Raw genomic sequence first — 21309 nt, forward strand, 5'->3', positions numbered from 1 at the left:
AATGAGGTTGTTCTTTCCTCGAGAAGGTGGCTCAATGAATTAACAGCGTGGCACTCATGATTAGCCAAGCGGCTTCGCCGCACCGAAATATTCATTCTACTGGCCGCGGCATTCGAATGACTCTGGAATTTTTCTGTAAAATCGAATGTGGTATGATATATAGAAAATCTGTCGTACGTTTTGGGAGGGGGAAGGCCGAATGGATCATCTCATTAAGAGAAACAAGATGGTGACACCTCTGACGATTATATTCGCAAGGAGCGGGATTCATGGTGATTAAGACCCCGGATGCACTCATCTTAGCGTTAGCAATCGCGGCAGGAGCGGATATTTTTATTACAAACGATTTAAGGCTCGAACAAGTTGATGAAATTCGATGCATTAGCATTGGGCAACTGTAAGCGATCGATCCATATAATAACGGATCTGCTTCCTCCACCAGTACCAGTCATGATTCACGTCGTATCCCCAAAATTCCACGCTGGCCGGAATATGTTTCTCCTCCAGCACTTCCTTCAGCTTCTGCGTCTCCGATTGCATTAAATCTTCATAGGCGCCTTGGCCCGTGCAAATGATGATTTTGCTGTTCCGGTATTGATTCAGATAATAATCCTCCTCGAGGTTTTTCAAATAGTGAAGCGGGGAATGGAAATAAGCGGAGGGAGGGACCTCTTCTCCAAAAAAACGATTGGTCGAATACAAACCGCTTAAAGCAATCAAGCTGTCAAAAAATTGCGGGTGCCGGAAAAACATATTGGCACTGTGATAAGCCCCCAGCGAACACCCCGTCGCCAAGATCTTCTCCGTACGTCCCCCGTTGTTTTCCTTGCTCTCATGAAGAATGGAAGGAATGAGTTCGTTTTTCACATAAGCATCATATTGGTCGTGGCGCTTCATTTTCTCATCGGTCGCCTTGTTCTTGGCATAAAAAGTCTCTTCGTCGATGCTGTCGCATGTCCAGACTTGAATTTGCCCTTGATCGATATAACTTTCGAGCTCGCCGATCATGCCGGAATCTTCATATTGATAAAACCGTCCGCAGGAGGTCGGAAAAACAAGAACGGGTTTGCCTTGATGTCCGTAGATTTTGTATTCCATGTCCCGATGCAAGCTGCTGCTGTATGCTTTGTGATAGGTTACTTTCATGAAGACACCCCGACTTTGTTTTTCACGGCATGAATATAAGCCGCAATTCGTTTCACTTCATCAAAGTCCTTTGAGCGAAATTGATAGGCATAATTTCCTCTTGACCGGCTTTGCGCATCCGTGATGCTGTCGTGGTTAACGATTTCGTGCCGATATCGCTGCAGGATCTCCTCATGCCCATGAGCGTAGGGGAGGTGGTCTTTGCGGCTGGCAAACCCGGTATAATACTTCCCGGCAAAAGGTCCCCCCACCCAATTATGAACGACCATGCTCGCCCATAGTCGGTAGATATCGATATCGTAAGTGTAATTGATCGCATCCGTCATCCATGTACCCGGCGGCCGCATGTTGACTTCCAGCGCAATAATGCTTCCATCCGCATTGGATTTGAAAAACTCGAGATGAAAAAAGCGTTCTTTGATCCCATAGGTTCGGAGGATCCTTCTTCCGGCCTCTTCGATTTCCCCACTTACTTCCTTTAAACAATAATAGCTGAAGTGATGCCCGGAATTGACGGCTTCCATAATGCTGTGCGGAAATTCGTGGCTTGCCGCAAATACGATTTCTCCATCCTTGTTGACAAGACCGTCGTAGGTTTGCAGAACGCCGTCGATAAACTCCTGCATGATGAATTCGACTTCCGCCGGTTTGGTGCGCAAGAAATGCTCCAGCTCCGATTCGCTCGCGATTTTGTAGGTCATGTTCGCTCCCACGCCTTGATTCGGTTTCACGACGACGGGATAGCCCACTTTCCGGATAAATTTCTTTGCCTTGGCCCGATCGAATTTCGTTATGGAACGTATGGATGCGACCCCGCTTTTTTTGAAAAACCTTTCCATTTTCGATTTCTGCTTCAAATTGGAAATGAAATCGAGCTTCGTCCCGTAAATGTTAAAATCCGTCCGAATGTGAGCTTCAAGCTCCAGCCAATGCTCGTTCAGCGATTCAAAACGATCGATCCTTCCGTATTTATGGATATAGTAACCGACCGTGCGCACAACCTCGTCGTAATTTTCCAAACGATCGATCTTGATGTATTCCGCAAGCGAATATTTCAGCTTTTCGTTCAGAGAGTCATAATCCGCATCGCCGATGCCAAGCACATTCACCCCGCAATTTTTCAAGTGAAAGCAAAACTCCGTACAGTACCTTGGAAAATTCGGCGAGAAAAAAATAAAGTTCATCAGTTTTCGCACCTCCCTGACTCCTATTATCTTAAATCTTATCCTGATATTTCCATGGTTTCAAGAAAATCAATTGTAAATATCGGCTTGCTGATAAAATTTACTTGCCAAAACATGATAATTACCACCTATATCCATTTAAGGAGATGCATGATATATATATTTATGGCTGGCCAGCCAATTCCCTTTTTTAGGAGGACGCACATTTGAAATTGAAAAAATTGGCAAGTATTTTAGTCATGATAACTGCCCTTCTATCCTTCTCTACATCCGCATTTGCGGAAGTGAGCCCAATCACCGATTGGTCGGTCACCAACTATACGGGAACAAACTATTGCAAGCAATTATCCAGTGTAGATACGGATGATTATTACGCCCATCTCTTTGTTACATCAGGCACATCATCTTGCGACATGGAGTTGACAGGCAGTACTCAGGTCTCCAATATCAATCAATTGTTAATTGATTGGAATCTGGACATTTGGGATTCCGGGTCCGGAGATGTGTATTTATCGATCCAGTATGACGGTGGAGGAGAGTTTTTGAATATTGGTTCAGAATCCGTACGCTACGGAACTGCGGCTATTGGCCTGAGCGGGTATTCCGGCCCTGTTTGGATTTCTCTCAATAGCCTTTCTTCCGGCGGTAGGAGAGTTGATGCTACATTAAATATTTATTCGCAATAACCCTTCTTGAGGCGCCCGTCCTGTCCGGCAGGATGGGCGTTTTTAACGGGGGGCCCGGCATTGCGCGGATTGCTTGCGGTTTAATCGGCGCGGCGCGGATTATTGACAACCGCAATGATAATAATTATTATAGGAAAATGTCGTTTAAGAAAAAACGACACCTCCGTCATCATGAGTTTAACAACAAGAAAAGGGGCGGCATATCTTGACTAGCGCAGAACCAAAACGCAAAGCATTTTCCTTGTATTCGACGTTTTATTCCATTATCGCCGCCATAGGCGGTTTCTTGTTCGGTTATGATACGGCGGTTATATCCGGTGCAGTCGGATTTATTAAAGAAAGATTCGACCTGAATGCGGGTATGACGGGATGGATGGTTTCAAGCCTTGTCGTAGGGGCTGCCGCAGGTGCGGCCGCATCCGGGGTGATCAGCGATAAATTCGGCCGGAAAAAAGTGCTGATGGCCGCGGCGCTTATTTTTGTCGTCGGTTCGGTCGGTTCGGCGCTTGCAAGCACGGTTACCGGGCTGATTATCGCCCGAATGGTCGGAGGGATAGGTGTCGGTATGGCGTCGACGCTTGCTCCTTTATATATTTCGGAAATTGCCCCGTCCCGAATCAGAGGGCGCTTGGTATCCATTTATCAGTTCGCGGTCGTCACCGGGATTTTTGTTACCTTTTTCGTTAATGCAGCGATTGCCGGAATCGGCGACGATGCCTGGGATGTTTCGACCGCATGGCGGTGGATGCTTGGATTCGGCGTAGCCCCGGGCATTCTCTATATGCTGCTGCTGCTGCTTACCCCCGAAACCCCGCGCTGGCTGATGAAAAATAAACAGGAAGTCCGCGCGCTGGAAGTCCTTGAGCGCATGAACGGCAAGCAGGCGGCGAAGTCGGAGCTGGAAGAAATCATGAACCTGAAGGTCGACGAGAGCGGATCGATCAAGGAGTTGTTCGGCTCTTCGCTTCGGCTTCCGCTGATTGTGGGTGTCGCACTGGCCATCCTTCAACAGATTACCGGCATCAACGCAATTATGTATTACGCACCGGAGATTTTTAAGCAAACGGGGGCCGGGACCGATGCGGCCTTGACGCAAACGATTTTGGTCGGGCTCGTGAATTTTGCGTTTACGCTGATCGCTTTGTGGCTTATTGACAAGGTCGGACGAAAAGCGCTGCTTCTGGTTGGCTCCACTCTGATGACGATATGTCTGTTTGCCGTGGGATATGGGTTCCATTCTCCGGACGTGCCGGGCCATTTGATCCTGTTTTTTATTCTTTTGTACGTCGCATCTTTCGCCGTTTCGCTGGGGCCGGTCGTGTGGGTCATGATTTCGGAAATTTTTCCGACGAGGATCAGAGGGCGTGCGACGGCAGTCGCGGCGTTCTGTTTATGGCTGGCGGATTACGTCGTTTCCCAGACGTTTCCCATGCTTCTGGAGGGCATCGGGACGGCCGCGACCTTCTGGTCATTTGCGGTTATTTCCCTTGTGACCGTGGTGTTTTGCGCGAAAGTGGTTCCGGAGACGAAAGGCAGGTCTCTGGAGGAGATTGAAAAGCTTTGGACAAGCGGATCGCGGGATAAGGTATGATGACGTGATTGCTGTATGGCAAGATGGACATAACTAAACCGGAAGAGGAGCTTGCGGCCGAAAGGCGACGGCAAAGCTCTTTTTTTGTTTTGCCCCCAAATACAATGACAAAATCGGTGCGAGAAACGGATAAAATCCGATATGTACAACGAAAATCGCCGCTCTTATAATTGATAATAATTATCAATATCAATCAAAGTGACCGACAATTGCTTTGCTTGCACAAGGAGGAAACCATGCAATGAAAACAGCCCGCATGCTGATCTTGCTGCTGCTCGTTTTTGCCATAACGGCCTGCGGCTCGACACAAGCGACCGGCGGAACCGCAAAGGGAGGAGCGGCAGCCGATACCGCAAAGCCGCAGGAGCCCGCCGCACCTGCTGCCGGTGACGGTGAAAAGTCGATTAAACACGCGATGGGCACGATTACGCTGAAGAAAAAACCGGAACGCGTCGTCGTGCTGTTCAACGGCATGGTCGACATTTCCGCAGCTCTCGGAGTAAAACCGGTGGGAGCGGTGGAATCGTGGGACCAGAAGCCGTGGTATAACTATTTGCGCGCACAGATGGATGGGGTCAAAAATCTGGGCGATGAGAATCAGCCGAACATGGAAGCGATCATCGCCCTCAAACCGGACCTGATCATCGGAACCAAAACGCGGCACGAAAAAATATATCCGCAGTTAAACAACATCGCTCCTACGCTGATCACCGAAGAGGTGTTCAACTGGAAGGAGAATATGAAGCTCAGCTCCGCGGCGCTATACAAGGAAAAAGAAGCGGAGCAATGGATAAGCGATTGGGATAAGCGGGTCGCCGAATTTAAACAGAAGCTCGGGGACCGCTTGAAAAATACCGAGGTTTCGCTCATACGTTTCGAGAAGGACGGCAGCTCCCGGGTCTATATCACCGGCTTTGCCGGCACGATCTTCAAAGAGCTTGGCTTATCGCGTCCGAAAGCCCAGCAGGCGGAAGGCAAGGCGGTTGTCAACCTGACCTCCAAGGAGCAGATGTCCCAGCTCGACGGGGATTACATATTTGATGTCACGTACATGACCCCCGAGGATCAAAGTGCCAAGAAATCGCAGTCCGAATGGACCAAGCATCCGCTTTGGAAAAACCTGAAGGGTGTGAAGTCGGGCAAATATTTCGAGGTGGATGCGGTCACCTGGAATTTGAGCGGCGGTGCGATAGCCGCCAAAAGCATGCTGGAGGATCTTTACAAATATTTCGAGATCAAGTAAGATGACGGTCCTTCCGTTACGAAATTGCCGAATGAATGAGCTTCAGGCTCATTCATTTGCGCATTATGGGGTGTTTTAAGAAAATGCCGATGGAATCGAATATATGGAAGGCTGCCGGACTGCTGGCCGGATGTGCGGTGCTGCTGCTGTGCATGGGGGCGAGCCTGCTTTTCGGAGCGGTTCATTACAGCTGGACGGACGTTTGGAACGCAGCCTTTCATTACGATGAAAATGACGGCGGGCAAATGATGATTCGTACCGCGCGTATGCCCAGAGCATTTATCGCCGCGGCAATTGGAGCAAGCTTGGCGATTGCAGGCGCTATCATGCAGACGTTGACCCGCAACCCGCTCGCTTCGCCGAGTGTGCTCGGCATCAATGCCGGGGCGAGTTTTGTCGTTGTGCTGGCGGCGGTTACGTTTTCGGTGTCGCGAATGGAGGCGCTCATGTGGCTGGCTTTCGCAGGGGCCGCATTAGGGGCCGTGATCGTGTATCTGCTTGGCTCCGCCGGGCGGGACGGACTGACTCCGTTAAAAATGGTGCTGGCGGGGACCGCGCTGACCGCGCTGTTTTCCTCCTTCACGCAAGGAATTCTTGCGGTCAATAAGCAAAGTCTCGGCACGGTGCTGTACTGGCTTACGGGTACGGTTGCCGGCCGTTCTCCCGAGACTCTGACGGCCGTTCTGCCGTATTTGACCGTATGCTGGATTGCCGCCTGGTTCATCTCCCGCGAGCTGAACGTTTTGTCGATGGGAGAGGAGGCCGCGAAAGGGCTCGGGCAAAAAACAGCCGCGCTCAAGCTTGCGGCGGGCCTCATTGTCGTCGTGCTGGCAGGCGGATCGGTATCCGTGGCGGGTCCGATCGGCTTCATCGGCATCGTCATCCCGCATATCTCCAGGTTTTTCGCGGGAATCGACCATCGCTGGATCATCCCGTATTGCGCGGTGTTCGGCGCCGTTCTTCTCGTTGCGGCCGATCTGGCCGCCAGGTTCATCATGATCCCCGAGGAGGTGCCGGTCGGCGTCATGACCGCGATGATCGGCGTTCCGTTTTTCATCTTCATCGCGCGAAAGGGGCTTGCCAAATCGTGAATTCCCATATCCCTTTGCGTTTCAAACATCGCCGGTTTTCCATACTGATTCATAAAAAAACCGCTGCGCTTTCACTCGTTTTGCTCATTGCGTGCGCGCTGGCGGCCATTGTGAGCATAGGGCTCGGCGAGATGGCGATCTCCCCTTCGGATGTGATCCGAGGAATGTTGGGGGGCGGCGAGGAAGCGCACAGGATGGTGATCCAGCAGCTGCGTCTCCCCCGCATCCTGACCGCTCTTTTGGCAGGCGCTTCGCTCGCCGCCTCTGGGGCGATCCTCCAGGCCATGATCCGAAATCCGCTTGCATCGCCGGACATAGTGGGAGTTACGGGCGGAGCTTCCGTGGCGGCCGTCAGCTTTCTCACGTTTTTTGCCGGCCAGTTCAGCATCCGGTGGCTGCCGGTGGCGGCGATGTGCGGTGCCGTTGCGGTTTCCGCCATTTTGTACTCGCTTGCCTGGAAAAAAGGAATTACTCCCATTCGCCTTGTGCTCGTCGGCATCGGGATGTCGTCTTTGACCTCGGCGGCCACGACGATGATGATCGTGTTTCATCCCAAAAACGACGCAGGCCAGGCGTACTTATGGCTGACAGGCTCCGTATACGCCGCCAATTGGGAAAACGTGCTGTCGATTTTGCCGTGGTGCATCGTTCTTTTGCCTTTGGCGTTTCTGCTATCCCGCCATGTCAATATCGGCCAGCTCGGCGACGATGTCGCGGCGGGAGCGGGGAGCTCCGTGGAGCTTAGCCGGCTGCTTCTGCTGCTTCTCAGCGTCGCGCTCGCAGGAGCGGCGGTGTCCGTGGCCGGAGGCGTCGGCTTTATCGGGCTCATTGCGCCGCATATGGCACGCAAGCTCGTCGGTTCGAGCTTCGAGAACATGCTCCCGATCGCGGTCCTGCTCGGGGGCTTGATCGTGATGCTCGCCGATCTTGCCGGAAGAACCTTGTTCCTGCCGCTTGACGTGCCGGTCGGGGTGTTTACCTCTGCGGTGGGGGCGCCATTTTTCATCTATTTGCTGTATACGAAGCGAAATTCAAACTGACGATTGGAGGTATATGCCGATGACGCAGAAGATTGTATCCGCTGCTCCCGTTGCGGAGCTGATTAAGGAAAGGAGATCCGTCCGGGTATTCAAAAAAGATCCGGTATCCGCGGAGCTGCTGACGGAATTGCTCAATGTGGCGATTTGGGCTCCCAACCACGGCAACAGGCAGCCGTGGAGGTTTGTGCTCTATACCGGGGAAGGACGGAAAGGGCTGGCAGAGGCGATGCTCGAAACCTATTCGGCCGAAGAAAAGGAAAAATACGGCTTCAAGAAAAAGATGGCCTTCGAGGCCGTGCCGGCTCATCTCATCGTAATTCTGAAGGAAGATCCCCGGCAGAAAGTATGGGACGAGGATTACGCGGCGGCATGCTGCCTGATTCAAAATTTCCAGCTGGCGGCCTGGGAACGGGGACTGGGCGTCGTATGGAAAACGAACCATTTCGGCTACGATCCCGGCTTCCGTTCGGCGGTCGGGGTTCGGCCGGGAGAGAAAATTGTCGGCGTTCTGCAAATCGGTTACCCCGAGATTATTCCGCCCAAACAACCGCGCATTCCTGCCGAACAATTGCTGACCGTGGTCGATTCCTGAGTGAACGTCAGCTGCCGCAATCAGCCCGATCCCTTTCCAAATGCAGCATCAAAGGTTATACTAATGGTGAGAATTGTTCTCAATGACAATGAGTGTATTTTGGAAGGTGAAGCTGGTTATGCGGCCGGAATCGGGTGTCAGGTACCCCCTTATCGTTCTCTCATCCATACATAGACGCAGATTTTATAATAGCAGCCTGCTGCGATGGCGAAAGCTTCCCGGCGAGATGTTATGTGTCGTGGTCCAGGGAAAAGGTCATCTTCGCCTCGATCATGAGGTTTTTCCGCTGCAGCCGGGGCAGCTTTTTGTTCTGAGGCCTTCCATGGACATCGAGGCGATGCTGGAGTCCGGCTGCGCCGAGTGCTACATTCTGGTGCTGCGCAGCGCCGCGATAACGAAGCGGAAAGGAAGCTGGAGCTGCGATAGCGCGGAAACAAGCTCGGCATTGCCGCAGGGCAGCCTGCGCGTCAAGCTGCACAGGCCCATCCTCGAGCAGGTTCATCGGCTGCATAGAGACCGACTCCGGCGGCAAAATGCCGCGGACGTTTTCGAATGGCAGCTTCATTTTCAAAGTTTGCTGCAGTTCCTGCTGTCTGCTCTGAAAGATCCGGGAAACCGGGATGAAGCGGACCAAGGCATTGACCGGAGCATCGGATATATGTACAAACATTTTCAGGAAAAAATCAAATTGGATACATTGGCGGACATAGCCGGGCTCACCCAAACCTCTTATTCAAGAAGTTTCAAGAAAGCGAAGGGCGTTTCCCCCGTCGAATTTCTCAATAAGATCCGGATCGGCCACTCCAAAGCTTATCTGCAGCAAAGCGGCTCGATCAAGGAGGTTTCCGGCCTGGTCGGTTTTGGCAACGAATTTTATTTCAGCCGAATGTTCAAACGGGAAACCGGGATGACACCCGCCCTTTATTTGCGCCGCAAAGAGCTGAAGGTTGCCGTCGCCACCTGCTTTCGGTACGGAGACAACCTGCGTTCCCTCGGAGTTCCGGTTTTGGCCGAGTGGAACGGATACTTTCATACGGAGCAAAGCGGGCCGGAGCAGGAACGTCATCTGCAGATCAAGCTGCACGAGATCGGGGAGGCGAAGCCGGATATCGTCTTGGCCGATTACAGGCACCTGCCTTTTTATGAGCAGCTGAAGCGCATCGCACCGACGGTCGTGCTCGATTTCACGATGGATTGGCGCAAAAACCACCGCAGAATCGCCGAATTGGTGGGAAGGGAGAAGGAGGCGGAGCATCATTTCGTTCAAATCGAGCAAAAAATCAAGCAAGCCCGCGATCTGCTGGCTCATACGATCGGGAGCCATTCGGTATCGGTGATGCGTTTGTACGATCGCAAGCTGCGGCTGCAAGGGGCGGGGGACCACCCCGTCAACGATCTGCTGTACGCGGAACTCGGCCTCAAGCCGGGAAGCGGCACACCGTTAAGCGAAAGGGTCAAGGACTACCAGTTGGACCACGTACCGTTCTTTGAAACGGACTATCTGTTTATTTACAAGTATCTTTCTGCCGCCGATGAGGACCAAGTATTATCGAAACTGCAGACGGGTTCCTGGAGTAGTACGGGGGCGTTTCGCAACAGCCGCGTCCGCTTCGTTTCGAATTGGATCGGTTTGAGCTGGTCGCCGATCGGGCAGCATCGAATCATCGACGAACTGCTGCAAAGCGTGTCGGAGCGGTAAGCGAGGTTAAGGGAGAGCACGGTGTCCGTGAGGCTCCTCGGCTATGAACCGGTAAAACCGGACGGTGGCCGACTGGGAAAACAGATAGATACAGAAGGAATACCAGTAGCTGTAAGAATCTTTATAACGAAATACTCCCGCCCAATGGCATAACCACTCGAAACCCAGCGCCGAAAATGACCATAGCACGATGTAGCCGACCGTTTTCAGCCCTTTCAATTGAAGCCGGTCGTAGAAATAGATAAAGAAATATGCCGCCGGACCGTACAGCAGGTAAGCGACAAAATCCATGATCGTATAAGCGGGGCCGTCCATAATGTCATACAGGTCAAAAATATGGCCGCCAATGGAGTTGTCCATGATGCACGCCACCGTAGAGCTGAACATAAAGAGCAGGAATGTGACGGACGAGGGAAACCTTTTGGGCAGGAGGAAGACGATGGTATATGCGGCGGCAATACAACCGAGGATAAACCAATCGTTGAGATCGAACGCCCCTTCATCCAAGGGCATGTAGTTTGTCATCGGCCGGCACACATCCTTTTGAAGCATTTTAAAGCGATAAAGGCGGCGATCAGCAGAAGCAGTCGGTAGCCGAGAAGAGCAATCATCAGTCCGGTTCCGTCGTAGGTGATGATTTTCAAATATCGTGTGAGAAGCTCCAGGCCAAGTAGAAGACAGCATGACAAAAGCAATACGGATGCCTTTTTGGCGGCGAAGCCGGCAAGGGGATAAGCCGTTACGGCTATCGCGACGATCAAGGGATAAATCAGGCTTTGCAGCAGCGAGAAAGAAACGTACAATAGCGGTTCTTCGGACATTTTAAACCATTTAAACGTTTCGCCGGCCAAGTAATACAGGTTCGTATTCAGAAAATCGATAAACAGGAAAACAAACGCGAGATGCCGGGGCGAAGCCGTTTTGGCGGTGTGGAGGAAAATCCCCGCGAACAGCCACGTGAAAAAAATATGCAGAGAGATGACCATTTTAATTCCTCGCATGAATATCCGGTTCTCCTTAGTATGGGGGAAAAGGAAAATGTTATGCGTTCCCGGTTCTCGGTTCTTCGGCATATGCCGCCCTGCGGGCGTTGAAAGATCGCCTCGCCTGTGATAGCTTCATAATGAGGACGGACAAACGCGTCCCGGAAGCGAGGAATGATCATATTGCCCAGCTCGTATATCGATCAAAAATCAGGGGTATTCCCGTCGGTCTGTTCACTGGATTGCCCGGACCAATGCGGGTTGTTGATTCATAAAGAAGCGGGGAAAATCGTCAAGATCGAAGGGGATCCGGCACATCCGGTAACGCAAGGGGCGATTTGCGGCAAAGTCCGCCACATGGCGGAACGCATCTACGACCCGAAGCGGCTGCGCACTCCGCTGAAGCGCGCCGGTGCGAAGGGGGAAGGCCGCTTCGCCCCGATTTCCTGGGAGGAGGCCGTGGATACGATCACCTCCCGGTGGAAGCGGATCATTGCCGAGGAGGGGAGCGAGGCGATACTTCCCTACAGCTTTTACGGCAATATGGGACGGATCGGGACGGAAGGGATGGACCGGCGTTTTTTTCACCGTTTGGGAGCAAGCCGGCTGCTGTACACGATCTGCGAAGCGGCGGGAACGGAAGGCTACCGCTATACGATGGGCGGCAGCTACGGGACCGACCCGGAGGATACCGTACAGGCGAAGCTGATCGTCATGTGGGGGATCAATGCGGTAAGCACCAACATGCATCAGGTCGCGCTCGCGGAAAAAGCCCGGAAAAACGGCGCCCAAATCGTCGTCATCGACGTTCATAAAAACAGAACCGGCCGCTGGGCCGACTGGTTCATTCCGATCAGGCCCGGCACGGATGCGGCGCTGGCGCTCGGCATCATGCACATCCTGTTCGCGGAAGGCATGACGGACGAAGATTTCCTCCGCGAGTACACCGTTGGGCATGAGGAGCTGCGCCGCCATGTCCGGCAGTACGAGCCGGCGGTCGTTTCGTCCATCACGAGTGTTCCCGTGGACGATATTTACCGGCTGGCCCGGATGTACGGACAGACAACTCCGTCGTTTATCCGGATTGGCAATGGCCCGCAGCACCACGATAACGGCGGGATGTGCATCCGCACGATCGCGTGTTTGCCGGCGCTGACCGGCCAGTGGCTGCACAAAGGCGGCGGCGCGATCAAGGGCAACGGCGCCTACCTGAACCATAACGTGACGGCGCTGCAGCGGCCGGATTTGCTGAAGAAGAAGACGCGGCATGTGAACATGAACCGGCTCGGCGACGCTTTGCTGGAACTTACGCCGCCCGTTCGCTCGCTGTACGTGTACAACTCGAATCCCGCCGTCGTGGCGCCGAACGCGGGCAAGGTGAGGCAGGGGCTGGCTCGGGAAGATTTGTTTACCGTCGTGCACGATTTGTTTCTGACGGAGACGGCGGCTTATGCGGACATCGTGCTGCCGGCGACATCGTCTTTTGAAAATACGGACTTTTACCGTTCTTATTGGCATCATTACATCCAAATCCAGCAGCCGGTTATCGAGCCGTACGCGGAAAGCAAGTCGAATGTCGACGTTTTCCGTCTGCTTGCGGCGGGCATGGGCTTTGACGATGCGGCCTTCCGCGATTCCGAGGAAGAGATGATCCGGCAGGCGCTGGATAACCCGCATAATCCGTACCTGGACGGATTGACCTACGACGAGCTGGCGGAAAAGCAGTTCGTCAAAGCGAAGGTGCAGCCGCTGTTTCCGGGCAAGCTGCGGACCCCGAGCGGAAAAATCGAGCTGTATTCAAAGGCGATGGAGCTGAAAGGGCTTCCTCCTCTGCCGACATACACACCTCTGGTAAATGACGGCGATTTGCCTTTCCTGTTCATTCCCGGCCCGAACCACAGCTTTCTTAATTCGACGTTCGCACATAACGACAGGCACATAGCCATGGAGAAAACGCTCAAGCTGCATATGAACGCAGCCGATGCGGCCGGGTTAGGCATTGCGAGCGGCGATAAGGTTCGCGTTTGGAACGGACGCGGCGAATGCGAGCTGACCGCGGCGGTCGGGGAAGACGTTTTGCCCGGCGTCGTCGTCAGCCAGGGGCTGTGGGCGGACGCGCCCGGAGCCAAAAACCTGGTGAATGCGCTGACGCCGGACCGGATCGCCGATATGGGCGGCGGCGCCGTGTTTTTCTCGGGGCGCGTGCAGTTGGAGAAAGCGGGCGAAGCCGCCGAGTGAACGCGAAACGGCCGGACCAAGAGCCTATTGTGCGGTGTGGCGGGACATAGAGCCCGCTAAAGATGTGCGCACCAAAAAGAAAGCTTTACCGTTCCCTTGGCGATAAGGGGCGGTAAAGCTTTTTTTCATGTCATTACGTGCAGCTAATTTTGAGGATATTGGGGGGGGTTGTTCGGTTTACAGCGTAATGATGAAAGGTCCGTCTTCGGTGATCGCGATGGTGTGCTCGTATTGGGCGGATAATCCGCCGTCCACCGTGCGTGCCGTCCAGCCGTCCTCGTCGACCTTTGTTTTATAGCTGCCGGTGTTCAGCATCGGCTCGATGGTGATGACCATGCCTTCGCGGAGGCGGGGTCCCCGGCCTGCCGGCCCGTAATGAGGCACCTGAGGTTCCTCGTGCATATTTTGCCCGATACCGTGGCCGACGAAGTCGCGCACGACGGACAACCCTTCCGCTTCCGCATAAGCTTGTATCGCATGGGAAATATCGCCGATGCGGTTGCCGACCACCGCCTGCTCGATGCCTTTAAAAAGCGACTCCTTCGTAACCTTCAGCAAATGGTCCGCTTGCGGGGAAATGTCCCCGACGGCATAAGACCAGGCGGAGTCGGCGAGCCATCCGTCCACATTGACGACCATATCGATCGTTACGATATCCCCGGACTGCAGCGGTCTTTGGCTCGGAAAGCCGTGGCAGATGACATCGTTGACCGAAGCGCAGGTGGCGTAAGGGTAACCGCGATATCCTTTTTGCTCAGGAGAGGCTCCGTGCTGCTTCAAGTAATTTTCGACGAATTGGTCGATTTCCATCGTCGTGATGCCGGGCCGGATCCGTTTGGCGATTTCTTTATGGCAGGAGGACAGCAGCTCTCCGGCTTTGCGCATCAGGCCGATTTCTTCTTTCGTCTTGATCGTGATCATATAACCTTCTCCCATCTCACCCGAAGGCAATCTGATTTTGTCAAAAAACCATTACTAATATATGGCCAATCGGAGCAAATTATATAAGACCGGACGCGGAAATTGCCACCGCTCCTCCGGTCGATTCCACACCAACTACTTTAGCATAAAGGAGCGTGCAGATGAAACCTGACGAACTGGATGAAGCCATTGTCGACGTTGATCTCGAAGAGCTTGACGAGGCGGAGGAGCTGGAGTCGGAAGAGGAAGAGCAGGTTCATGTCGAATGGGCCGGGTTTATCTAGAAGCTGCTTGCGACCGCAAGCAGTTTATTTTTGCTAAGGAAATTATGCAGGGCTCATTTTTATGGATAGCCGGGGAATTTGTTCTTTGAGCGGCATCGTTACGTTTTACGGAGGGCGGAGGAATACAAGCTGCGAAAAAAACGAAACGACATGAGGTTTGCCGCGTAGAGAATTACATACGCCGGCAAGGAGTACCCGAGTTTCCAACCGTTGTACTTGTATATGTAAAACTTCTCCGCCATCCACTCGAGGCCGATCGTCAGCAGCGCCCAGCCCATTACATACAATGCGGGGAATATGCCTCTCGGCTTCCAGCGATCGTAGAAATAAATGACAAGGTATGCTGTCGGCGAATAAAGCAGCGGATATATCAGCACATCAAACAATTCGTATTCCGGGCTGTCATTAATTTCATACAAGTTGAGCGGCGGAGTTGCAATCATAAAATCCACGTAGTCAGCCAAAGTAAGATTAAACACCCAGATGAACACAGACTGCGAGAGACGGAAACGTTTGGGCAAAAAAAGGATGACGGTGTATTCAAGGACGGAAGCGGTCAAAATGAACCATTCGTTGGCATCGAACTGATTCGGCAAATTCATGGCTTCTCTCCTTCTTTCCGAAGCAGATAACGGTATAAATGCGCGAAGGCCAGGGACAGGAGCAGCATTATGATTTCGTGCAAAAACTGGAATGCCTGATTCCACCGGATGAACGTGGTCAAACCGAGCGTGTGCAAAGCATAATCCGCCCCCGCTGTCAGCAGGAACCACCATAAGACGAAGATTCCTTTTTGATAGACGTTTAATTGAGGATGAAACCAGGCGTTCAAAAGCCATACGGTCAAGCCGGGGGTTAATAAGACGGCGTTCAAGGTAAGGATGAAAAAGATGATCAGTTTTTTTTCATAGAAGATCATTTTATGGGTAAGCGTGTTCAATATAAACAAATGGTCGGAAATCGCCGAAATCATCAGCCAGTTGACGATAATTTCAACAGGGTGAAGCACTTTCCGGGTAAACCGCAAGGAGTAGAGCACAAGTGCGGCGAGAGTGATGATGACGATAAAAACGGCAATCAGCATATTTTGCATCATTCCATTCGAAGCTTGTCATGTCGTTGCATTCAGTTTTTACCATCCGGTTCCGCATTATTCCATTACCTGACTTGAGATCGACCGCCGCGCCCAAGGGCTTGCCGGATTGCTCGAAGAGGTGTTCGATCTGGACGAGAGGCGCATTCGTCTCACCTTATCTTACGAGGATTTGGAAGATGAAGAGCATTTTGCGTCGGTGATCCAAGAGACCATTGAAGAGAACTTGCATTAATTCGTTCATACATAGGGATGAAAAAACCGCTCCGCCCGTGTCGGCCAAGACTCGGGCGGGCGGTTTTTTCTTTAAGACGTGTAAGTAATCCGTCGGCTTTCATCGGCGGCCGGCATCCGCCATGAAAAGAATATGCCTCTCGATGCGCTTCAGGTAAGCCCACAGCTTGCTTCCGCTCCAAATAACCGCGAGCAGCGACGCGCTCCAGCCGCCGATATCAAAGCCATGGCGGCCGAACGCCAGCGGGATGGCGGATATTCCTGCATGCAGAACGATAAAGACGATCGCAGCGGCGAGAGCACCCCGGCGATCCCGGAACAAATGCATGACAAGAATGCATAACAGCAGCATCACATTGATCGCGGCTTCGGGCGCGTACAGCCGCAACGATGCGGAGACGACTCCCGGTTGGCGTATCCAACCGGGCCAAGTATCGCTTGCGAGCAGGGCAATGGCCGTGAGTGCGCCCTGCACGATGACAAGACGGAGCGTTTCACGGAGTACGGTTTGGGCGAGCTGCGCTTTGGCTTGCCCGATCATGTCCAGTGTCCCTCCGCTTACAAGCGTGCCGTACATCCGGATGTATTTGCCGTATACTCGCGATTTGAAAGGAAAGATGATGAACAGTGCCGCGGGGATGACCGTCAAATACGAAAGAATTGTCGCTTTAAGATCGATGCCGCCGATCAGGCGATGAAGAAGTGCAGCCGCACCCATGGAGACGAGCCACAGCAGAACAGCCGGGAGCCATGTTCGCGGCCCGGTTTGGGCCGACGGCCGGAAGTCATTTTCTTCGTGCGGTGCGGTGGGCAGCTTAAAGCCGATGCCTGCCATCAGCGGCCACCTCCCGGTAAAGCCTGCGGTAGGCGTCGATCGATCGGTCCAGGCGATAATGCGTCCGGACCCGCGTTCTGCCGGCTTGTCCCAAACGCAGGCGCAGATCGGGGCTGCGATACAGCAGGATCATCTTCTCCGCGATCGCGGCCGGATCGGCCGGCGGCACGATAAACCCCGCCGCGCCTGCGGTGTCCGCATCAGCGCCTTCGAGCAGCTCGCGGCATGCGCCGACGTCGGTGCAAATCCACGGGATGCCGGCGGCCATCCCTTCCAGCACCGCAAGCGGCTGGCCTTCGCTGACGCTGCTCAGCACAAGCGCGTCCACCCGGGTAAGGACATCCTCGGGCTGCACCCGGCCCATGAATTGAACCAAGCGGCCGATTTGCAGGTCGGCGGCGAGCTTTACGCAATCGTCGTAATAAGCCCGGTCCTCGTCGGCCGGGCCCATGATCCACAGCTGCATGTCCGGGATTTCCCGACTGGCCATCTTTGCCGCATGCAGCAGCGTTTTTATATCCTTCACGGGAACGACCCGGGCCAGCGCGCCGAACACAAACGCCTTGCCGGGTAAATCCGTTCCGCGCGGCGGCCCGGAGTATGTGTCATAGCGGATGCCGTTCGGGATGACGAGCGATCTGTCCGGGGGGAGGCCGAGCCGCAGCTGATTGCGGCGGGCAGCGTCATGCAATGCGACGGTTTTGTCGGCCGTGTTGTAAGCGCATTGGGCCAAATAGTAGAAGTATGAAATCCATCTGGCTTTAATCGCGCTCTCCATCCCGTCCGCCTGTAAAATCTCCTGCTCCCGCTCCTCGGCGTACAGACCGTGCTCCGTCAAAATAAACGGAGTGCCGTGCTTCAGGCAAAGGCTTGCGGCGATCAGTCCGGCATAACCGGTCGACACCGCGTGGTACATATCGCCGGCCGGGTACGTTTGCCGCAGCAGGAACAGCGCGGGGACGTACATGGACCGCCACGCCTGGAAATAGGCGCTGAACGAATCGTGCGGCGCTTCGCGGCGGTAAGAGCGGACAAGCAGCTCCCAAAGCGGGTCGCTTTTCAGGAATGCGTGCGGACTGCCGAGCTTGGCACGGTCCGCGATCAGCGGCAGCGCCCGTTCCGAACCGGGCTGCATGTCGAACCAATCCAGAATCAGCTTCTCCTCCTGCTTGCCGAGCCGAGGTTTTTTTTCGCGCGGGAGCTCCAAAACGTCGTCCATATACACGTCGTGAATCCGGGTCAAGTTCGGCGGAAGCTCGTACCGGACAGGCCTCTTCTCCCGGCGGGAAGCAGAGATGGCGACGACCTCGAATTCATGCTCCTCCATTGCCGATATGAGCGTCTGCATCCAGCCGGCCACGCCGCCGAACACGTACGGGTAACTTCCCTCTGCAATCAGGATGATTTTCATAGATGCTCCTATATCTTTGCAAGAAATTGAAGTATACTTTATAAGGTGATGAACATAGTCGGAGAAATATCGGTTATTTTGCTTGTCGTATCTTGTGCATGGCTCGGTTTTCGGCGAAAAATTCGCCGCCGGGAGCGGTTCGCGCAGGTGAAGAGCTACACGATTTTTTACGGGTACCCCACAGAAGACGCGATGCACGAGCTGAAAAAGAAAGATCTCGCCATCATCGAGCCCTCGATGTATTCGAACGAGCAGGTGCAGGCTCTGCATGCAGCCGAAACGATCGCCATCGGCTACCTCAGCGTGATGGAGGCGCCCGCCTGGAACCGGTACCGGCAGGAGCGGCTGCAGCCGGATCATTACTTGACGGTCAGCGGGGCTCCGGTTTATTTTCCGAAATGGGATTCCTATTTGATGGATCTTCGGTGCAGCTCCTATCGCCGGCTGCTTCTCGAGGAGATTCGCTCCCACATCGCGACCAAAGGTTTTGACGGCATATTCCTCGATACGGTCGGCGATATCGACGATCACGTTGCCGACCCCAAGCTGAAGCACGAGCTGTGTAAGGCCTACGCGGAGCTGCTGCGGGATATTTCCCGCGAATATCCGCACCTGGCGCTGATCCAAAATCGCGGCTTCGCGTCGCTGGATGCGGCGGCGCCATATATCTGCGGCTTTTTGTGGGAGGATTGGCGGGGCGCTCTGGTCCGCGATCCGTGGGTGAAGCCCCGGCTCAAGCGGCTGACCGAGGAGCAGGCGAATGGCCTCACGGTGTTCACCGTCTCGGCCGGCATGGAAGCGATTAACGCCAAGGCGGCCGGACAGCGGAAGTTCATTCATCTGGACGCACCGGATGGCTATGACCGGCGGGTGCATTGACTTTTTTTAAGTATAACAAGCTTTTATAGGAAAACATAGTTATGTATACGGAGGAGACACGTATGATTTTTGGAGACCTGAAGGCATGGGAGCAGGAAAAGCATTTATACCCGGCAGCGGTGCGGCGCGGGCTTGAGTTTTTGCAGAGCCGCGATTGGGAGTCTGTGGAGAAAGGAAAGTATCCGATTGAAGGCGACCTGATGTTTGCCCTGGTGCAGGAGCTGGATACGGAGCCGCTTGCGCAAAGGAAACCGGAGTCGCATATTACACATACGGACATTCAATTTCTCATCCGCGGCGAGGAGAAAATCGGCGTATGCCGCTGGTCCCCGGAGCTCGTCGTAGCGGAGAACCGGCTGGAGACGGACGACTATGCTTTGTACGACAGCGTTGCCGGAGAGTCCGAGCTCGTTTTGCAGCCCGGTCAATTCGCGGTGTTTTTCCCGTGGGATGTGCATCGTCCGTGCTGTCAGGTAAAGGAAAGCATGCCGATCAAAAAGGTGGTCGTCAAAATTCACAAGCAATTGTGGCAGGAGTAAGCCGGCGGACGGCTAATCATGATGATTGGAAGTTCCTTGTTCCTTTTGGGGCAGGGAATTTTTTTGCGACAACGATGACGTTGCAGGCGAATATTAATCCATAAGCGGCAAATTCTATATAGAATGGAGCGCTTGTCCCGAAATTGATCAGGAGGTGGGAGCGGCGTGGACATCTTACGAACTTTTTTTACCTTGATTACGGTATCGAACCTGTTTTTGGCCGCGACGGTCATCTTTCTGGAACGACGCAACGTGGGAACAACGTGGGCTTGGCTGATGATTTTGCTGTTTTTGCCGGGACTCGGATTCATTCTTTATTTAATGGTCGGACAAAATTTAAGCAAGCGGAAAATATACCGGGTGCCGCAGGCCCAACTCGAGCATATGGCGAGCTTGATCGAAATCCAGAAGGAAGACTTCAAGGAGCGGCGCATTGCCTTTAACGATCCGTCCGTCAGCGAATACCGGGATTTTATCTATATGAACTTGACCGGCGGTCATTCGTTTTTTACGCAGGATAACCGGGTCGTTATTTATACGGAGGGCGGGCCCAAATTCGATGCGCTGCTGCAAAGAATCGAAGAAGCGCAGGATCATATTCATCTGATGTATTATATTGTGCGGGACGACTTGATCGGCACCCGGGTTATGGATTTGCTGACCCGCAAAGCGAAGGAAGGGGTCGAGGTCCGCTTTTTGTATGACGATATCGGCAGCGCGGGGATACCGCGCCGTTACTTCCAGGAATTCAAAGAAGCGGGCGGCATGGTGGCGGCGTTTTTCCCATCCAGAATTCCGTATGTGAACTTTCGGCTGAATTACAGAAACCATCGAAAGCTGGCCATTATCGACGGCAAATACGGCTTTATCGGAGGATTCAACATCGGGGACGAGTATTTGGGGCTTGACCCCCGCTTTGGGGAATGGCGGGACACCCACCTGCAAATTCACGGGAGCGCGGTGTTTCAAATGCAGGTGCAGTTTATCCTCGACTGGAATCTGGCTTCCGAGCGGAAATTGAAAACAACGGCAAGATACTTCGTGCAGGAGCGACATGAAGGCAGCGAAGGAGTCCAGGTTCTTTCCAGCGGACCCAATAATGACCGGGAGCAAATCAAAAACGCATATATTAAGCTGATCCATTCCGCCAAGGAAAAGCTTTACCTCCAGACGCCTTATTTCGTCCCCGACGAAAGCGTGCTGACCGCACTAAAGCTTGCCGCTTTGTCCGGTGTGGACGTTCGGCTCATGCTTCCCGGCAAGCCGGACAGTTTGGTCGTCTATTGGGCGTCCTATTCCTACCTGGGGGATTTGCTTCGGGCAGGGGCAAGATGTTTCTTTTATGAAAAAGGGTTTTTGCACGCGAAAACGATCGTGGCCGACGGCAAGGTCGGATCGGTCGGAACCGCCAACATCGATATTCGCAGCTTCAAGCTGAACTTCGAAGTCAACGCGTTTATTTACGGTGGGGCGACTGCGACGCAGCTGACGGATATTTTCGAACGGGATATGGCTTATTGCACCGAGCTGACCTTGGATATGTACGAGCGGCGCCCCAGAACGGCTCAGGTCAAGGAGTCGCTGACGCGGCTGCTGTCCCCGCTATTGTAGGATTTCCCG

23 protein-coding genes are annotated in these 21309 nt (G+C 53.5%); 14 read left to right on the forward strand and 9 right to left on the reverse strand.

Annotated features, from left to right (window positions below):
* The first annotated feature begins 269 nt into the window (after positions 1-269).
* Complete coding sequence (locus MYS68_RS39220; RefSeq protein WP_420852181.1) at positions 270-401, forward strand: PIN domain-containing protein; 132 nt, start codon at positions 270-272, stop codon at positions 399-401.
* Here the strand turns inward: MYS68_RS39220 and MYS68_RS34015 are convergent.
* A complete protein-coding gene (locus tag MYS68_RS34015; protein ID WP_248929981.1) occupies positions 382-1146 on the reverse strand; it encodes an esterase family protein in 765 nt (254 codons plus the stop codon). The two genes, MYS68_RS39220 and MYS68_RS34015, sit on opposite strands and share 20 nt — an antisense overlap.
* Positions 1143-2330 carry an ATP-grasp domain-containing protein gene (locus MYS68_RS34020; RefSeq protein WP_248929982.1) on the reverse strand — a complete coding sequence of 396 codons (1188 nt, stop codon included), beginning with the start codon at positions 2328-2330 and terminating at the stop codon, positions 1143-1145. Before MYS68_RS34020 ends, MYS68_RS34015 begins: the two co-directional genes overlap by 4 nt.
* Before the next feature lie 206 nt (positions 2331-2536).
* Here MYS68_RS34020 and MYS68_RS34025 point away from each other — a divergent pair, with 206 nt between their 5' ends.
* The 7 genes from MYS68_RS34025 to MYS68_RS34055 all read left to right on the forward strand — a co-directional run bounded on the left by MYS68_RS34025 (position 2537) and on the right by MYS68_RS34055 (position 10272).
* A complete protein-coding gene (locus tag MYS68_RS34025; protein ID WP_248929983.1) occupies positions 2537-3016 on the forward strand; it encodes a hypothetical protein in 480 nt (159 codons plus the stop codon).
* A 205-nt stretch (positions 3017-3221) separates the two neighbouring features.
* Entirely contained in the window at positions 3222-4607 is a 1386-nt protein-coding gene (locus tag MYS68_RS34030; protein ID WP_248929984.1) for a sugar porter family MFS transporter, read from the forward strand.
* A gap of 241 nt (positions 4608-4848) precedes the next feature.
* Complete coding sequence (locus MYS68_RS34035; RefSeq protein WP_248929985.1) at positions 4849-5850, forward strand: ABC transporter substrate-binding protein; 1002 nt, start codon at positions 4849-4851, stop codon at positions 5848-5850.
* An 83-nt stretch (positions 5851-5933) separates the two neighbouring features.
* The gene (locus MYS68_RS34040) at positions 5934-6941 is read left to right on the forward strand and encodes a FecCD family ABC transporter permease (RefSeq protein ID WP_248929986.1); all 1008 of its coding nucleotides are present in this window, start codon (positions 5934-5936) and stop codon (positions 6939-6941) included.
* The gene (locus MYS68_RS34045) at positions 6938-7981 is read left to right on the forward strand and encodes a FecCD family ABC transporter permease (protein WP_248929987.1); all 1044 of its coding nucleotides are present in this window, start codon (positions 6938-6940) and stop codon (positions 7979-7981) included. Before MYS68_RS34040 ends, MYS68_RS34045 begins: the two co-directional genes overlap by 4 nt.
* Positions 7982-8000: 19 nt before the next feature.
* Entirely contained in the window at positions 8001-8573 is a 573-nt protein-coding gene (locus tag MYS68_RS34050; RefSeq protein ID WP_248929988.1) for a nitroreductase family protein, read from the forward strand.
* A gap of 238 nt (positions 8574-8811) precedes the next feature.
* The gene (locus MYS68_RS34055) at positions 8812-10272 is read left to right on the forward strand and encodes an AraC family transcriptional regulator (RefSeq protein ID WP_248929989.1); all 1461 of its coding nucleotides are present in this window, start codon (positions 8812-8814) and stop codon (positions 10270-10272) included.
* Positions 10273-10278: 6 nt separating this feature from the next.
* Here the strand turns inward: MYS68_RS34055 and MYS68_RS34060 are convergent, their stop codons facing one another.
* Complete coding sequence (locus MYS68_RS34060; RefSeq protein ID WP_248929990.1) at positions 10279-10797, reverse strand: hypothetical protein; 519 nt, start codon at positions 10795-10797, stop codon at positions 10279-10281.
* The gene (locus MYS68_RS34065; RefSeq protein ID WP_248929991.1) at positions 10794-11273 is read right to left on the reverse strand and encodes a hypothetical protein; all 480 of its coding nucleotides are present in this window, start codon (positions 11271-11273) and stop codon (positions 10794-10796) included. The genes MYS68_RS34060 and MYS68_RS34065 overlap by 4 nt, the downstream gene beginning before the upstream one ends.
* A gap of 156 nt (positions 11274-11429) precedes the next feature.
* On the opposite strand from MYS68_RS34065, the gene MYS68_RS34070 reads away from it, so the two are divergent.
* Positions 11430-13493 carry a molybdopterin oxidoreductase family protein gene (locus MYS68_RS34070; RefSeq protein WP_248929992.1) on the forward strand — a complete coding sequence of 688 codons (2064 nt, stop codon included), beginning with the start codon at positions 11430-11432 and terminating at the stop codon, positions 13491-13493.
* A 177-nt stretch (positions 13494-13670) separates the two neighbouring features.
* Here MYS68_RS34070 and map read toward each other — a convergent pair whose 3' ends face one another.
* Positions 13671-14414, reverse strand: a complete 744-nt coding sequence (gene map / locus MYS68_RS34075) for a type I methionyl aminopeptidase (RefSeq protein WP_248929993.1) — start codon at positions 14412-14414, stop codon at positions 13671-13673.
* Positions 14415-14575: 161 nt separating this feature from the next.
* On the opposite strand from map, the gene MYS68_RS38725 reads away from it, so the two are divergent.
* Positions 14576-14698 (forward strand): hypothetical protein, encoded by a 123-nt coding sequence (locus tag MYS68_RS38725; RefSeq protein ID WP_275983611.1) that lies wholly within the window; start codon positions 14576-14578, stop codon positions 14696-14698.
* 98 nt (positions 14699-14796) lie between these two features.
* Here MYS68_RS38725 and MYS68_RS34080 read toward each other — a convergent pair whose 3' ends face one another.
* Together MYS68_RS34080 and MYS68_RS34085 are read right to left on the reverse strand one after the other, a co-directional pair.
* Complete coding sequence (locus MYS68_RS34080; RefSeq protein ID WP_248929994.1) at positions 14797-15300, reverse strand: hypothetical protein; 504 nt, start codon at positions 15298-15300, stop codon at positions 14797-14799.
* Positions 15297-15782, reverse strand: coding sequence for a hypothetical protein (locus MYS68_RS34085; protein ID WP_248929995.1), 486 nt, complete (start codon positions 15780-15782; stop codon positions 15297-15299). Before MYS68_RS34085 ends, MYS68_RS34080 begins: the two co-directional genes overlap by 4 nt.
* Before the next feature lie 118 nt (positions 15783-15900).
* On the opposite strand from MYS68_RS34085, the gene MYS68_RS38730 reads away from it, so the two are divergent.
* A complete protein-coding gene (locus MYS68_RS38730; protein WP_275983612.1) occupies positions 15901-16026 on the forward strand; it encodes a hypothetical protein in 126 nt (41 codons plus the stop codon).
* Between the two features lie 99 nt (positions 16027-16125).
* On the opposite strand, the gene pelG is transcribed toward MYS68_RS38730, so the two are convergent.
* The gene (gene pelG / locus MYS68_RS34090; RefSeq protein ID WP_248929996.1) at positions 16126-16860 is read right to left on the reverse strand and encodes an exopolysaccharide Pel transporter PelG; all 735 of its coding nucleotides are present in this window, start codon (positions 16858-16860) and stop codon (positions 16126-16128) included.
* Positions 16841-18271, reverse strand: coding sequence for a GT4 family glycosyltransferase PelF (gene pelF, locus MYS68_RS34095; protein ID WP_248929997.1), 1431 nt, complete (start codon positions 18269-18271; stop codon positions 16841-16843). The genes pelG and pelF overlap by 20 nt, the downstream gene beginning before the upstream one ends.
* A gap of 48 nt (positions 18272-18319) precedes the next feature.
* On the opposite strand from pelF, the gene MYS68_RS34100 reads away from it, so the two are divergent.
* The 3 genes from MYS68_RS34100 (at position 18320) to cls (ending at position 21300) form a co-directional block, all read left to right on the forward strand.
* The gene (locus tag MYS68_RS34100; protein WP_248931102.1) at positions 18320-19150 is read left to right on the forward strand and encodes a glycoside hydrolase family 191 protein; all 831 of its coding nucleotides are present in this window, start codon (positions 18320-18322) and stop codon (positions 19148-19150) included.
* Between the two features lie 62 nt (positions 19151-19212).
* Positions 19213-19689 (forward strand): NanQ anomerase/TabA/YiaL family protein, encoded by a 477-nt coding sequence (locus MYS68_RS34105; protein WP_248929998.1) that lies wholly within the window; start codon positions 19213-19215, stop codon positions 19687-19689.
* Positions 19690-19854: 165 nt separating this feature from the next.
* Positions 19855-21300, forward strand: a complete 1446-nt coding sequence (gene cls, locus MYS68_RS34110; RefSeq protein ID WP_420852182.1) for a cardiolipin synthase — start codon at positions 19855-19857, stop codon at positions 21298-21300.
* Positions 21301-21309: the final 9 nt, after the last annotated feature.

Origin of the sequence: Paenibacillus hamazuiensis (genome assembly GCF_023276405.1) — a bacterium.
GTDB classification, from domain to species: Bacteria; Bacillota; Bacilli; order Paenibacillales; family NBRC-103111; genus Paenibacillus_AF; species Paenibacillus_AF hamazuiensis.